The organism is Gimesia sp. (assembly GCF_040219335.1).
Classification (GTDB): Bacteria; Planctomycetota; Planctomycetia; order Planctomycetales; family Planctomycetaceae; genus Gimesia.
Genome location: NZ_JAVJSQ010000004.1, coordinates 499408 through 513365 on the forward strand (window position 1 = coordinate 499408; position 13958 = coordinate 513365).

The window sequence follows — 13958 nt, forward strand, 5'->3', positions numbered from 1 at the left end:
TCGATAACCTGTTAAACTACCATTACTTTGACTATGTCACTCTCTGCCGAATTATCCCGGAAAACAGATCACCTGCAGCAGATTCTCGCGGACATGGACCGGATTATCGTCGCCTTTTCCGCGGGAGTGGACAGCTCGGTTGTCGCCAAAGCTGCGTTTCTCGCACGCGGAGATCAGGCACAGGCGGTCACCGCCGTCAGCCCCAGCCTGGCTTCAGGAGAGAAAGAAGAAGCGATCCGGCTGGCAGAACTGATCGGAATTCCGCATCAGCTCGTTTCGACTGCAGAATTCGCAACCCCCGAATACCGGGCCAACGCTTCGAACCGCTGTTTCTACTGTAAAACCGAACTCTACCAGATCCTGAATCAGGCCATCGCCCGTCACGACTGGCAGGACGCCACGGTCGTCAATGGCGCCAACCTGGACGACCGAGGCGATCATCGCCCGGGCATGCAGGCCGCTGCTGACTTCGAAGTCCGCAGCCCCCTGATTGAAGCGGGCCTGACCAAAGCCGATGTCCGCGACCTGGCCCGGCACTGGGATCTACCGATCTGGAACAAACCGGCCCACCCCTGCCTTTCCAGTCGGATTGCCTACGGCGTGGAAGTCACCGAAGAACGGGTCGGCAGGATTGACGCCGCCGAGCGATTTCTGCGGGAAGAATTCGACATCCCGGAACTGCGGGTCCGCCTGGAACCTCAGGAACTGGCACGCATCGAAGTCCCCCTCGACCAGATCAATCGCCTGACAACCCCCACTGCCCTGCCCCGGGTCACCCAGAAATTTCTTGAGCTCGGCTTTCAGAATGTCACCCTTGATCTGCAGGGATTCCGTTCCGGAAGCATGAACTCATTTCTGTCCCTTGAGGAACTACAGATAGCCGCTCATAAATCTTAAGTCACCGTAGAGAACAACCCGACCAACCAACCGGTGATGCACTCCGTGATCTCCACAGCAATATATGACAAGGAATAACCCAGTGGCCCCGCTTGATCCCGCATTTATCGATCTTCGCAGTGATACGAAAACCAAACCCACGCCTGACATGCTGCAGGCCATGATGACCGCGGAGCTCGGCGACGATATGAACGCCGAAGACCCGACCGTGAATCGCCTGGAAGCCATGATCTGCGAAATGCTCGGCATGGAAGCGGCCGTCTTCGCCTGCTCGGGAACCCAGTCCAACCAGATGGGTGTTCGCGCTCACTGCCTGCCGGGTGACGAACTGCTGATTCACGAACTGGGGCACATCGCGATGTTCGAAGGCGGCGGACCGGCCATCCTGAGTGGTGTCTCCTGTCGTACCCTCTCCGGTGAGAAAGGCATGCTCGCACTGGAAAATGTACGAGGCAAAATTCGTGCAGACGATCAGCACCTCTGTCGCACCCGCCTGCTCTGCGTCGAAAACACCACCAACGCCGGCGGTGGTCACTACTACCCGCTCGACCAGCTGACCGAAATCTGTGACTGGGCACACGAGAACGGCCTGAAAACCCACATGGATGGCGCCCGCGTCTTCAATGCAACGGTCGCCGGCGGCTACTCGATTGCCGAGGTCTGCAAACCGCTGGATACAATTTCGATCTGCTTCTCCAAGGGACTGGGCTGTCCCATGGGCTCAATCCTCGCCGGCCCCAAAGAGGAAATCGCCAAAGCCCGTCGCTCCCGGAAAGTCTTTGGTGGTGCCCTGCGTCAGGCCGGTATCGTCGCCGCTGCCTGCATCTATGCTCTCGAAAATAATATCGAACGACTGCAGGAAGACCATGACAACGCCCGCTTCCTGGCAGAACAGCTCGCCGGGATCGACGGGATCTCAATCAATCCCGCGGAGACCGAGACCAACCTCGTCTTCTTTGATATCGCCCCCGAGCATGGAAACGCAATGCAGCTTTCAGCCGCTTTAAAGGAGTTGGGAGTTGGCATCGGCGCAATGGGAGAAACCCGCCTGCGAGCCTGCACCCACCTGGACATCACCCGCGAGCAGATCGAACAGGTCGCCCCGATCGTTCAGAAAGCCCTGCAGCAGGGACTGGAAAAATACACCGGAATCGCCACCGGCCCCTATGCTCGCGGCTAACACCGTAAAGCCTTTCATAAATAGACCTTACCACAGGCAAGACCGGCAGAACTGAAACCACCGGTCTGCCTGTGTATCATAATCGGCATAATCGCTACAGGCAGCCGAGTCCTGTGTCCAAACGCTGATTTCTATATGGGAAGTTAAACTTTTCCCTGAGCAGTCGTCGATGGAATTAAGGTTCAAACTCCCCTCAAAGAATGAGGCTGTAACGACATAAGATTATGTCTTACCTATAAGCCCTGTCTTATTTTACATCATTGAGCTGGAGGATGTGCAGGAAGCCATTCTACATTCAATATTGAATTGACGACCCGCTGGAAAACAGGTGTTCTTTTGCATCACTAAGACGCAAAACCACTTGAATTCAGCGAATTCAATGAAAGAATTGGCCATGACTGCAGACTACCAGTTGAATCGATCCCCCTTCTTACGATATCATGAACCCCATACAGTAACTAATGGTCGGGAACTTTCGGTCCCGTCTGGTTCAGGATCACGTGACAGGGGGAACGCCGCCATGGATGTTAACGGCACCAGTTCTATTTCCGGATCGCTGCCTATCAGTAAGCAAGCTGGTCCGAGCAACACCAACATCAATAAGACGCCTGGTTCGAAGCCGATCTCCTCACCGCAGGATCAGCTGGAGATATCTTCCGCGGGGCGTATGCTGGATGAAATGACGAACAACTCCGATATGCGTGCAGAGCGGTTGGCACAAATCAAGGCAGCCATTGATGACGGAACTTACGAAACGGATGAGAAACTGGAAGCAGCCTTAGGGCGACTTCTGGATCAGTTCAACGATTCCGAGTAATCCGCACCGGCGCTGTAGTAGAGACTTTTGACGAGGAAGAGATTTACCGTGCTCAATTTTGAAAGCCTGGAAATCGCTGTTTCTCCCACGGAGAAATTCAGAGAGTACCTGGCCACAAAAGGAATGAGATTAACCCAGGAACGCGAATTAATCGTCGCGGAAGTTTTCTCATCCCACGAACATTTCGACGCCGATCAGTTAGTCGAGCGGATGGCCCTCCAGAAAACCGGACGCCGGGTCAGCCGTTCTACCGTTTATCGCACCTTAGGCTCGCTGGAAGAAGCCGGCCTGTTGCGGAAGGTAGCACGGACCAACGATCGCGATGTTTACGAGCACGACTACGGCTATCCCCAGCACGATCACTTCATCTGCAAAAGCTGTGGTGAACTCTTCGAATTCCACAATGAGGAAATTGCGAATCTGCTCGAGAAACTGGCCGAGCAGATCAATTTCCGCATGAGCGAACACCGCCTCGAAGTCTACGGCATCTGCGATGAATGCTCGCGGCCTCCTCAGCGACGCCACAAGAAGCTTGACCTGATCTAACCCCGATCAGGTCATTTCGTCTTGTATTTCCAGCGTGTCAGACGTCAAAGCTTACTGACGCTTAATCGGAATCGACCGGTAAACCCGCAGCATCAGCAGCAGCCCGATAAACGCTCCCAGGGCAATGCCACCAATGATGGCCAGCCCGCCAACATCGCCAAACAGTCTGCGAATAGAGAATTCCGGCGGCGCACCGGGTACCGCAGACGACCATTCCGCCAGCCAGATCCACTGCCAGCCCATCAGCACGATCAGCGTTGCAGCACACAAATAAGGGCCGTAAGGCAGATAAGTTTTGCCGGTGGTCATCCGCGTCACAAAGCCGATCAGTAATCCGCATAAGGGGGCGAGCAACAGAATAGGCACGATCGGCTGCCAGCCCAGAAAACTGCCCACCATCGCCATTAAGGTCACATCACCCAGCCCGAGTGCTTCCTGTCCCAGCAGCACTGATGAAATCAGACGTACGCCCCACGTCAGACCGCCTCCTGCCAGCAGCCCTGCCATGCTCCACGCCAGTCCGTGCCAGTGCGAATGGTCTTTGATCCACTCAGGAATATAAGGCCCCGCCAGTCCGGGAATCGCCTGGTTCCAGTCCACCCAGAAATGGATGATCTGTAACTGCCCCGCGACCGTAGCCCCGATCACTCCCACCAGCATTCCGGTCACGGTGATCTGATCCGGAATCAGGTATTCACGAAAATCGATACTGGTCGCCGCCACCAGCAGAGTCAGCAGAACATAATGATAAAGCAGCCGCCACTCGAACATCCCCTCGGGAGGCACCACCGAAGGCACATCCAGGCAACGAAAGTGGACCGCCATCAGATAATAGCTGGCAAACAGGACGCCCGTCCCCAGTTCGAGTAAAAATTCGGAGCGAGGCAGCCGCCTGGAACAGGCCGGACAACGGTTCCCCAGGGGGATCCAGCGGAGCAGCGGAATCAGTTTCCAGCGCAAAATGCGCGCACCACATGCCTCACAGCGCGACAGTGGCTGCGGTTTTGACTGCAGTGACATCCGCCGAACCCAGGAATTTACCACCTGCCCGACCATTGCTCCCAGTACAAATAGGACGCCACAAGGCACCAGTAATGCCAGTTCCGGGGGCAATAATGTATTCAAATGTTTAATCTGCAGGTTCATCATATCTTAAATAAACCGGAATAAAACCTGTGATTTGACAGGTGATTTTAGTGCACGCCTTTGGTAGACTGACGCGTTAACTGGTTTGACCGCATGGTCATGCTGAATGTGAATATGGTGAAGTCTGTAAGCAGCATTGGCAATTGCCGATGCTCAAAAAACATCAAATTAGAGGAAACTGCTGACAGAAGTTTCTCTCCTGGATTGATGAATTCATAAGCAGACCATCAGTTCAAACCAGTGAAAAAGCGCTCGCTCACTGCTTTTGACAATTCTATGCGCTCAGAAAGGCCCCTGTAATGAGGAGAGTCTACAGACTTCGTACGTACTGCACAATTTTTACACTCTGTCTTGGTTTATTAGCAAGCGGTCCACTATTTGCTGATGAAACAACCAGTGCCCCGCCGCTCGGATCGAGTGCAGAAGCGCCGGCCCAGGAAGCTGCTGCTGTCGAATTCAGCAATGCAGACATCGCCTGGATGATGGTTGCTTCAGCACTGGTGCTGATGATGACGGCACCCGGGCTGGCTCTGTTTTATGGTGGACTTGTTAGAAAAAAGAACATTCTGGGCGTGATGATGCAATGCGTCTTCCTGATGGGACTGATGTCCGTCATCTGGGCACTCTGGGGTTACAGCCTGGCCTTTGGATCCGACATTCTCGGCGGATTCGTGGGTGGCTTTGATCACGTCCTGCTCAAAGGGGTTATTCCCAGCTGGAAAGATGGCGCCGTAGACATCCCGGCCAACGGCAGTATTCCCAAAGCCCTGTTCATGGTCTTCCAGATGATGTTCTTCATCATCACACCAGCCCTGATCTGTGGTGCATTCGCCGAACGTATGAAATTCAGCTCGATGGTCGTCTTCTCCATCCTCTGGGGCACCTTTATTTACTGTCCCATCGCACACTGGGTCTGGTCTGATACAGGCTGGCTCTGCGAATGGAACGAGAACGCCCTCTACCCTGCCTTTGACTTTGCCGGCGGAACCGTCGTGCATATCAGCTCCGGCTTCTCGGCTCTGGTCTGTGCCATCCTGCTCGGGAAACGACTGGGCTACGGTCAGGAACCAATGCCTCCACATAACTTAACTTACACCTTTATTGGCGCGACCATGCTCTGGGTTGGCTGGTTTGGCTTCAATGCTGGTAGTGCTGTTTCAGCAAACCCGGCTGCCGTGAATGCCTTTGTTGCCACTCACCTGGCAGCTGCAGCAGGTGTCCTTGCCTGGTCAATTGCTGAATGGATCTCGCTCGGGAAACCCAGCATTCTGGGTGCCTGTTCCGGTGCAGTCGCCGGTCTGGTCTGCATCACACCGGCCTGTGGTACGGTGACGCCTCTCTCGGGCATCATCCTGGGCCTGATCGCCGGCTTTGCCTGCTACTTCGCCTGTACTACACTCAAATCCAAATTTAAATATGACGATTCACTCGATGCATTCGGCGTGCACGGCGTGGGGGGAATGGTTGGGGCTATCCTGACCGGTGTATTCGCCTCCAAGGCCATTACCGGCAACGCGGAAGGATCGGGGTTACTGGAAGGAAATACACAGCAGTTCATTAACCAGCTCGTCAGTGTCGGGGCTGCGGTCGTGATCTCCGTGATCGGCACGATCATCATCCTCAAACTGATCGATCTGACCATGGGTCTGCGGGTCAGTAAAGATGGTGAAATTCAGGGTCTCGACCTGAGTCAGCATGGCGAAGAAGGATACATTTTCCTGTAAGCATCTCGGTGATCAGAGCCGGCTGGTTCTGGCTCTGATCACCTGTTTCAGGAAAGTCATCCGGATTGGTCCTGTGTGTCAGTTCGAATACTTCTGAGAGTTTTCAGGGGAAATGAAATTGAGGTATCGAGATTTTCCCCTGGTTTCGATATAATAGGTAAGTGTGATAGTCGCTTGGGTTTCTGAAAGCGCTGTAGGAAAACCGGGCATTTTTCTGGGAGTATGATTCCGATGAAAAAAGTGGAAGCTGTCATCAGACATTTCAAATTGGAAGAAGTCAAAGATGCCCTCACCGAAATTGGTGTACAGGGTATGACGGTGTCTGAAGTACGGGGTTTTGGTCGTCAAAAAGGACATAAGGAACAGTATCGTGGTGCCGAATACACCGTCGATTTTCTGCCCAAGGCCAAAATGGAAGTCATCGTTCCCGATGATCAGGTGAAAGCCGTTGTCGACACGATTCTTGAATCAGCCCGCACCGGCCAGATCGGTGATGGAAAGATTTTTGTTCTTCCCGTGGAAGACATCATCCGTATTCGTACGGGAGAAGCTGGAGAGACCGCTCTCTAAAATAGACGTAAAGCGAGGGGCCGATTTCCTGCCCCTTTTGCTTTACATCTTTTAGAAAGCTGAGTCGCGTTACCCCTTGATAAAGAAGTCTTAGATGAAAAAAATTCAGGCAATCATACGCCATTACAAACTTGAAGAAGTCAAAAATGCCATTTCGGAGCTTGGCATCAGTGGTATGACTGTCAGTGAAGTCCGGGGGTTTGGTCGCCAGCGCGGTCATAAAGAAACCTACCGCGGCAATGAGTACATCGTCGACTTCTTACCCAAGGTGAAAATTGAAATCGTTGTCCAGGACGACGTGGTCCCCCAGACCGTCGAAACCATTACACAGGTGGCACGGACAGGCCAGATTGGTGACGGGAAAATTTTTATCACGAATCTCGATGAAGTTATCCGAATCCGTACGGGAGAAACCGGCCCGGAAGCGGTCTGATTTGCTGACAGCTTCCATACGCGATTCGCTGTCATCAGGCCAGGCAGTCCTGTTTCGTTTTTCGTTTCAGCCTGGAACAGACCATGTCACGCACCGCGAACTCTAGTTCTGCACAGCAACCCTTCGTTGTCTATCGCACACAGCTGGAGCAGGCCAGACAACGAGGACGTGACCTGCTGCGCCAGGGAGCAGGCGGACTGCAAATCGCTACCGCCATCGCGGAATCCATCGAACAGCTGTTGCTCAAGATCATCCAGGATCAGTTCCAGGAACTTTCCGCAGCAGAACAGAAACGGATTCAGCAGAACTGCTCGATCCTGGTCATCGGCGGCTCCGGTCGAGGCTTAATGGCCCCCTTCTCCGATGTGGACATGCTGTTCCTCTATCGCAATCAGGTTGTTGATGAATTCTCGAACTTCATCGGCAACATTGTCCGCAACTGCTGGGACGCCGGCCTCAAACTGGGGCACAGTGTTCGTACGATTGCAGATTCCATCAAGATGGCCCGCACCGAACCCGAGTTTGCCACCGCGATGATCGAGGCCCGCTCCATCTGGGGAGATGAGCATCTGGCTGAGCAGTTGATTCGGTCTTACTACCGCCACGTCATCCTGTTTCGCAGACGCATCTTCTTCGAACAGTGCGTTGCCGCACGCTGGGAAGAACGCAAACAGCACGGCGGCGCGGTCATGCAGCTGGAACCCGATATCAAACGCTCGCCCGGCGGTCTGCGCGACATCCACCTGCTTCGCTGGACCGGTTACGCCCGCTACGGTACATCGAACCTGGACATGCTGAGACTCGATGGCCGTATCAACAGTCGTGATGTGCGAACCATCAAAAATGCCCGTGACTATTTACTCAAAGTCCGCATTCAACTGCATTATGAAGCAGGCAAACAGCAGGATCTGTTTACCAAAGATTCGCAACTCTGGATGGCCGAACAAAGACAGATTGAAGGCACCAACGGACAGCGTCCTGTCGAAATCCTGATGCAGGAATACTTCCGGCACAGCAAAGCAGTCGCGGAAATCACCGAACGCTTCATCAAGGCACATCGCCCCCTGCCCTTCCTGTCGCGGGCTTATGATTTCCTGATGACGCATCGTTCAGACGGAATCCTCAAAATCGCTCCCGACCACCTGGATGTCGTCCCGAAATATAGAAACGAAGTCTGCAACAACCTGGAAGAAATCCTCAAACTGTTCGATACCGCTTCGCTGTACGGCATCTCAATCGCCCCCGATCTGCTGGATGCCATTCGCGAAGCAGCGCTCAAGCTGCCACCCACAATTACCAATCGCTCGATCGATCTGTTCCGCGCGATCATGGGCCGCAGCACGCAGTTGGGCCCCACGTTGAGGATCATGTCGGAAACCGGCATCCTCAACCTGCTGATCCCTTATATGCAACATGCTTACTGTCTGTTGCAGTTCAATCAGTATCACAGCTACACCGTCGACGAACACACTTTCCGCGCCATCGAAGCAGCGGAATTATTCGCTGATGACGACTCCGCCCTGGGCAGTTCCTATCGCAATATCGAGGATAAGGATCTGCTCAACCTGGCGATTCTGCTGCACGACATTGGGAAAGGCTACGGCGAAGACCACAGTAAAATGGGCGCCATGATCGCAACAGACACCGCGGTCCGCCTGGGGCTCAGAGAGGACGAACAGAAACTGCTCGTCTTCCTGGTCTTAGAGCATCTCACGATGGCCCACCTGGCATTTCGGCGGGATATCTCTGATCCGGATATCCTCTTCGAATTCAGTCAGAAGGTCGGCAGCCCGGAAAAACTCCGCATGTTATACGTGTTGACCGCGGCAGACATCACTGCGGTTGGCCCCGGCGTGTTTACTGACTGGAAGTCGGAACTGCTCGCGGATTTATACGAACGCACCATGCTCCTGCTGGGTGGAAAGCATTCCCGCTATCATCGTGACCAGCGCCTGGCTCGCGTGAAACAGCTGGTCCGAAATCACCTCGACCTCCCCCAGATTCCCGAGTATGAAGAAGACCCTGACTCCTGGTTCACCGAGCTGTTTAATTCGTTCTCGCCACACTATCTGCTGGTCAATTCTTCAGAACGGATTGCCGCCGACATCAAAATCCTCCGCGACCTCCCACCGGATCAGATCGTGGTGGAGGGGGAATTCGAACCGGACACAGGCACGGTCAATTACCATGTGATCGCTCCCGCCATGTACTCACAGGCCTGCTTCCATCGCATGGTCAGCGTGTTTACTTCACGTCGCATGGAGATCATTTCCGCTCAGATTACGACCAGCGCCTCCGGTGGTGTCGTCGACAGTTTTCACGTCATTGATCATGACTTTGTGGATGAAGTTCCCTTAAGTCAGATCGAAAAAATCGAAGAGGAAATCCGCAAGGCCGTCAAAGGAGAAAGCGATGCCCGCACCATGTTCCTCTCCAATCAGCGGTTCCACGAATCAACTGAGCTGAGCGGAGAGTACGAACTGGGACGCGTGGAAATTGACAATCACTCTTCCAAACGCTGCACGATCATCGACGTCATTTCCAACGACCGCACCGGGCTGCTCTATATTATTTCCCGGGCCATCAGCCGCATGGGGCTCTCCGTCGTCATGGCGAAAATTTCGACGCACCTCGACCAGGTCGTCGATGTCTTCTATGTGATCGATGAACACGAACAGAAAATCATTGATGAGGGGCGGCTGCAGCAGATCAGACAGAAACTCGAATCAACATTGCATGACTTCGAACTTGAAGGCTACAAACGTTACCAGCGGGTCTGATTCCGGGTCAGCCGGGAATCACTTCCAGGAACGTCATTTCGTTTTCGACCACAATTTGGCAATCCGAAGCGGCCGCCGGCACGAGCAGCGTCTTACCCTGGAACAACTCGTAGCTTTCGGCACTGCACTCAAGCTGTCCCGTCCCTTCCAGCACGATCAGAATCTGTGCCCGGTTCACTGAAGGTAACCGCAGCGGACTCGCACTCTGATGGCGACGGATAGAAAAACAGGAAGACTCCAGCAGAGTCTCAACTCGATGATCGGCGTCCTGACGCAATCGAGGCTCGAGCAGATCAACTGGCCCCCGCTGGAAATTGATACTGTTGAATGCCTGCTCAACATGCAGAGGGCGCGGCTGGCCCGACTGATCCAGTCGGTTCCAGTCAAACAATCGGTAAGTGATATCGCTGGTCTGTTGAACTTCCGCCAGCAGGATCCCTTCGCCAATCGCATGCAGAGTCCCTGCAGGAATAAACACACAATCTCCCGGACGAACCGGATAACTGTGCAGACAGGCTTCGACATTCCCCTGTTCCAGTTGGGCTCCAAGTTCATCGGCATCAACGCCTGCCTTCAAACCGGCATAAATCCGGCTGTCGGGGGCGGCATCCAGAATCACCCAGGCTTCCGATTTCCCTGCTTTGCGGGCATCGAAGTCGGCCAGGTGTGAATCATCGGGATGGACCTGCAGGGAAAGTCGATCCGTAGCGTCGATGAATTTGATCAGCAGCGGAAATGTCGAATAGCAGGTTCCCGCACCGTACATTGCCTGGGGATTCTGACCGATCACTTCAGAAAGAGTCCACCCTGCATACTCACCACTGGCAATCAGGGTTGGTGCTTCGGGATGATCTGACAGTTCCCAGCTTTCACCGAAATCCCCTTCCAGACCGATCGGCTTCTGCAAGATTGTGCCCAGACGCTCCCCGCCCCACCGGGCACGCTTCAAGAGAGGCGTAAACTCCAGCGGCAATAACGTGGCCGTCGATTGGACTTCTTGCAAAGACATAACAGTTGGAAAGTAACACCAGACAACAAGATAGAAAAACTGGAAAAGATAGAAACCTTAACTATCCTAAACCACCAAACCTGTTGGTTGCAACTATAATCATACGAATTGAGCGCACCCGAGTCTCTGTTTTTTCAATCGTTTTCGGCGAATTCCTGATCTTGCCGAGTTCCAATTGCCATAAACGGGATCTCCTGCTAATCTCTCCCCCCCTGACCCCATGAGCGAGCCCCACAAACGACACTAATGTACACTTCCTGCCGTTGAAATTCTCCTGACGACACAAAACAACGGCCAGGAACACTGCTTCCCTACGAAAGGTGCTTACGTGGCAGACCTGGTAACCCAAACCTGCGAACTCGAACTTTCTATTGGTGATACAATTCAGGTTGGCGATCAGTTTTTAACGGTCGTAGATATTGAGGAAGACGAAATTCTGTTTCAACTGGATATGGACAACCCGGCTGAACGCGATGCAAATGCCGGCACAGCCCATCGTTCCTGTCGCTGATCAAAACTGATTCCAAAAACGACATTTCGCCTTCCAGCCGGTCAGGTAGACCGACCAGTTGGAAGAGATGCCTCTCCCGGTTTCTGCCGAGGAGGATCCCCGGGAAACAGGATCCAGAGTGGTATCTCAGGCACCGGGAGCAGTTCCTGTTTTGTTCTAATGATCATCGGTTGAAAACGAGGCAAATCCTTAAGCCAGATCGTGGACTGCGCATCGGCATAGACCTGTTTCCAGTCAGTCCGTTTCTTCAGATATCCCTGGACCGGTTGAGCTGCGGGCAGCAACAGGATTTCTGTTGGATACTCATCCAGCAATGGCGTGGGTCCAGACGAATCAGCGTTTAACTGCTGAAATTCAACCAGCTCCTGTTCCAGCTGCGCGGAATAGACAGTCCGATAACGCCCGTCAAATGCAATTCGCGACTCGGGAAACGTCTGCCAGATGACATATTGCGCCCAGCCATAGTCGGTAAGAATGTTCCCCCGCAGTTCCGCCTGCTGCAAGATTTCGATTGCAGCCACAGGCATACCCGGAGCCCGACTTTGTGTTTCCACTCCGATCTGCCAGGGTGCTACCTGCTGCTGCCAGAGTTTAACAATCGTATGCACGGATAATCCATAGATCCCCAGCAGGAGTCCCCCCACCAGGAACATCCGCAATCCGGTACGCTGCGCGCCTGCCCATCGCTGATGCAAACGTGGTAACAGCTTGTGAAGTCCTTCCGATAGAGGTACCGGCAGCAGGATCAGCACAGCAATCGCGAGCAATGCCACATGCCTGATATGGCTGAGTGCCTGATAGGCTACAACAATTATCAGCAGCACGTCGATCCATTCCCATTTACGTGACCCGAAAAACGCCAGGCCGATCAACAGAAAAGGAATATAATACAGGAGTGCCTGGCGCGCCTCCCACAAAGGCTGCCACTCCCGCACAATCTGTTTTGTTACCAGATGATCCCAGAGCATCTGATGCAGACCGACCCCGTAAGGATTGATCAGCGTCACAGCCCAGGCAAAGACGATCACAAATGCCAGTCGCCAGAAATCTGTCGGCCGATACATTCCCTGAGTCGTTTTCCAGCCCATCCAGCAGACGACCAACCCCTGGACTCCGACTCCTGCCAGGAACCCGCCGTGCGAATTAGACCAGAACAACATCAGGACCGGCAGATACCAGATCGCTTTACGTTGCGGATCAGTCAGATAGCCACGCAGCAGCAGAAGTGTCCAGGCAAAACAGCCAAAGGTCACCAGTTGAGGTCGCACAAAGACGACGAACTGTGACAGGCAAAACGCGGTATAAACCAGCAGCAACAGACCACCGGCCAGGCTGGCATGCTGCGATCTCAAGGCCAGCCAGCCTGGAATCATAATCATCAGCAGCCAGAAATTGCGCCAGAGCCAGAGACCGGTATTCCCGAATCGCAACCAGAGCCAGCCGAAGGAATCTTCGGAAAACCATTCATGATTGATCCAGGTTGCCCCCGGTTCGGTATAGCAGAACGGATCGGTATGCTCTACCAGCACATCCGCTTCCAGAGCACGAATCCCATACAGGGTATGCCCCCACAAGTCAGGATCAGCGATCGTTACGGTAGATATCAGAAACAGGCATGCGCACCAGATCAGTCCCAGGGAGATCAGCCATTCCCGCTGACTCATGGTCCATGCTCCAGCTGCCATTGGTGAATCAGATTCGCCCACTCCAGTTCCCCAAACGAAAAAAAGATCTGCACACAAAGGCACAGATCTTTTTTATTTCAATTTCTTATCAGCCCGTCAGGTTTCCGTCAGCAGCTTACTTGCTTTTCAGAATGTCTTCCAGACTGGGAAGTTCGTTATGAATGGGTTCCAGCCCCGGGACACCGTCGCCGTCAGCAGGAGCTTCTTCATATGTTGTCAGATCAATCTGCTCATAGATCCGGTCGAACATCTTGTGTGCGTAGGGAGCTTTTGGATTTCCTCCCAGGGCAATGATCTCACCCTTCTGACGCAAAATGTTGGTGTAGTTGTATGGCCGGAAGTAATAATAGCCATGGTATGCTGGAGCATAAGGATAGTGGGGATACATGTCCCCCGTCGTTTTCCAGTCACATAAGCAACGTTTCTTCAGTTTGCAGTGGCCATCACAGTAACTGCTGCCACACATACCACAGTATCCGTTCCCGCCTCCTGACTGACAGTACCCGTCCGACATGCACTCATGAGAAGCCGGGTAATTACATTCGTAAGAAACAGGAGAAATGGTTGCGGGAGCACTGACCGTGTTGGCTGGCGTGACTTGACCGTCAGACTGCCATACACTCAGACCAATGAGCAATGCAATACTCGCATTCATGAGAC

At 53.6% G+C, this 13958-nt stretch carries 13 protein-coding genes; 9 read left to right on the forward strand and 4 right to left on the reverse strand.

The window, feature by feature from the left end; translation table 11 throughout:
- Positions 1–33: 33 nt before the first annotated feature.
- The 4 genes from larE to RID21_RS03130 all read left to right on the forward strand — a co-directional run bounded on the left by larE (position 34) and on the right by RID21_RS03130 (position 3440).
- Positions 34–897, forward strand: coding sequence for an ATP-dependent sacrificial sulfur transferase LarE (larE, locus tag RID21_RS03115; RefSeq protein WP_350187128.1), 864 nt, complete (start codon positions 34–36; stop codon positions 895–897).
- Between the two features lie 82 nt (positions 898–979).
- Positions 980–2077: a threonine aldolase family protein gene (locus tag RID21_RS03120; protein WP_350187129.1), complete on the forward strand. Its 1098-nt coding sequence runs from the start codon at positions 980–982 to the stop codon at positions 2075–2077.
- A gap of 520 nt (positions 2078–2597) precedes the next feature.
- A complete protein-coding gene (locus tag RID21_RS03125; RefSeq protein WP_350187130.1) occupies positions 2598–2894 on the forward strand; it encodes a flagellar biosynthesis anti-sigma factor FlgM in 297 nt (98 codons plus the stop codon).
- 48 nt (positions 2895–2942) lie between these two features.
- Positions 2943–3440: a Fur family transcriptional regulator gene (locus RID21_RS03130; RefSeq protein WP_145039493.1), complete on the forward strand. Its 498-nt coding sequence runs from the start codon at positions 2943–2945 to the stop codon at positions 3438–3440.
- Positions 3441–3491: 51 nt separating this feature from the next.
- Here RID21_RS03130 and RID21_RS03135 read toward each other — a convergent pair whose 3' ends face one another.
- On the reverse strand, positions 3492–4565 hold the full coding sequence (locus tag RID21_RS03135; protein ID WP_350187131.1) for a prepilin peptidase: 1074 nt from the start codon (positions 4563–4565) through the stop codon (positions 3492–3494).
- A gap of 320 nt (positions 4566–4885) precedes the next feature.
- Between RID21_RS03135 and RID21_RS03140 the strand changes: the two genes are divergently transcribed.
- The 4 genes from RID21_RS03140 to glnD all read left to right on the forward strand — a co-directional run bounded on the left by RID21_RS03140 (position 4886) and on the right by glnD (position 10093).
- Positions 4886–6310 (forward strand): ammonium transporter, encoded by a 1425-nt coding sequence (locus tag RID21_RS03140; protein WP_350187132.1) that lies wholly within the window; start codon positions 4886–4888, stop codon positions 6308–6310.
- Positions 6311–6541: 231 nt separating this feature from the next.
- The gene (locus tag RID21_RS03145) at positions 6542–6880 is read left to right on the forward strand and encodes a P-II family nitrogen regulator (RefSeq protein WP_145039491.1); all 339 of its coding nucleotides are present in this window, start codon (positions 6542–6544) and stop codon (positions 6878–6880) included.
- Positions 6881–6974: 94 nt separating this feature from the next.
- On the forward strand, positions 6975–7313 hold the full coding sequence (locus tag RID21_RS03150; RefSeq protein WP_145039488.1) for a P-II family nitrogen regulator: 339 nt from the start codon (positions 6975–6977) through the stop codon (positions 7311–7313).
- Between the two features lie 83 nt (positions 7314–7396).
- Complete coding sequence (gene glnD, locus RID21_RS03155) at positions 7397–10093, forward strand: [protein-PII] uridylyltransferase (RefSeq protein WP_350187133.1); 2697 nt, start codon at positions 7397–7399, stop codon at positions 10091–10093.
- A gap of 7 nt (positions 10094–10100) precedes the next feature.
- Here glnD and RID21_RS03160 read toward each other — a convergent pair whose 3' ends face one another.
- A complete protein-coding gene (locus RID21_RS03160; RefSeq protein WP_350187134.1) occupies positions 10101–11042 on the reverse strand; it encodes a type I phosphomannose isomerase catalytic subunit in 942 nt (313 codons plus the stop codon).
- Positions 11043–11430: 388 nt separating this feature from the next.
- Here RID21_RS03160 and RID21_RS03165 point away from each other — a divergent pair, with 388 nt between their 5' ends.
- Positions 11431–11613, forward strand: coding sequence for a hypothetical protein (locus RID21_RS03165; protein ID WP_350187135.1), 183 nt, complete (start codon positions 11431–11433; stop codon positions 11611–11613).
- A 41-nt stretch (positions 11614–11654) separates the two neighbouring features.
- Here RID21_RS03165 and RID21_RS03170 read toward each other — a convergent pair whose 3' ends face one another.
- Entirely contained in the window at positions 11655–13277 is a 1623-nt protein-coding gene (locus tag RID21_RS03170) for a hypothetical protein (protein WP_350187136.1), read from the reverse strand.
- 136 nt (positions 13278–13413) lie between these two features.
- Positions 13414–13953: a hypothetical protein gene (locus RID21_RS03175; protein WP_350187137.1), complete on the reverse strand. Its 540-nt coding sequence runs from the start codon at positions 13951–13953 to the stop codon at positions 13414–13416.
- Positions 13954–13958 lie beyond the last annotated feature (5 nt).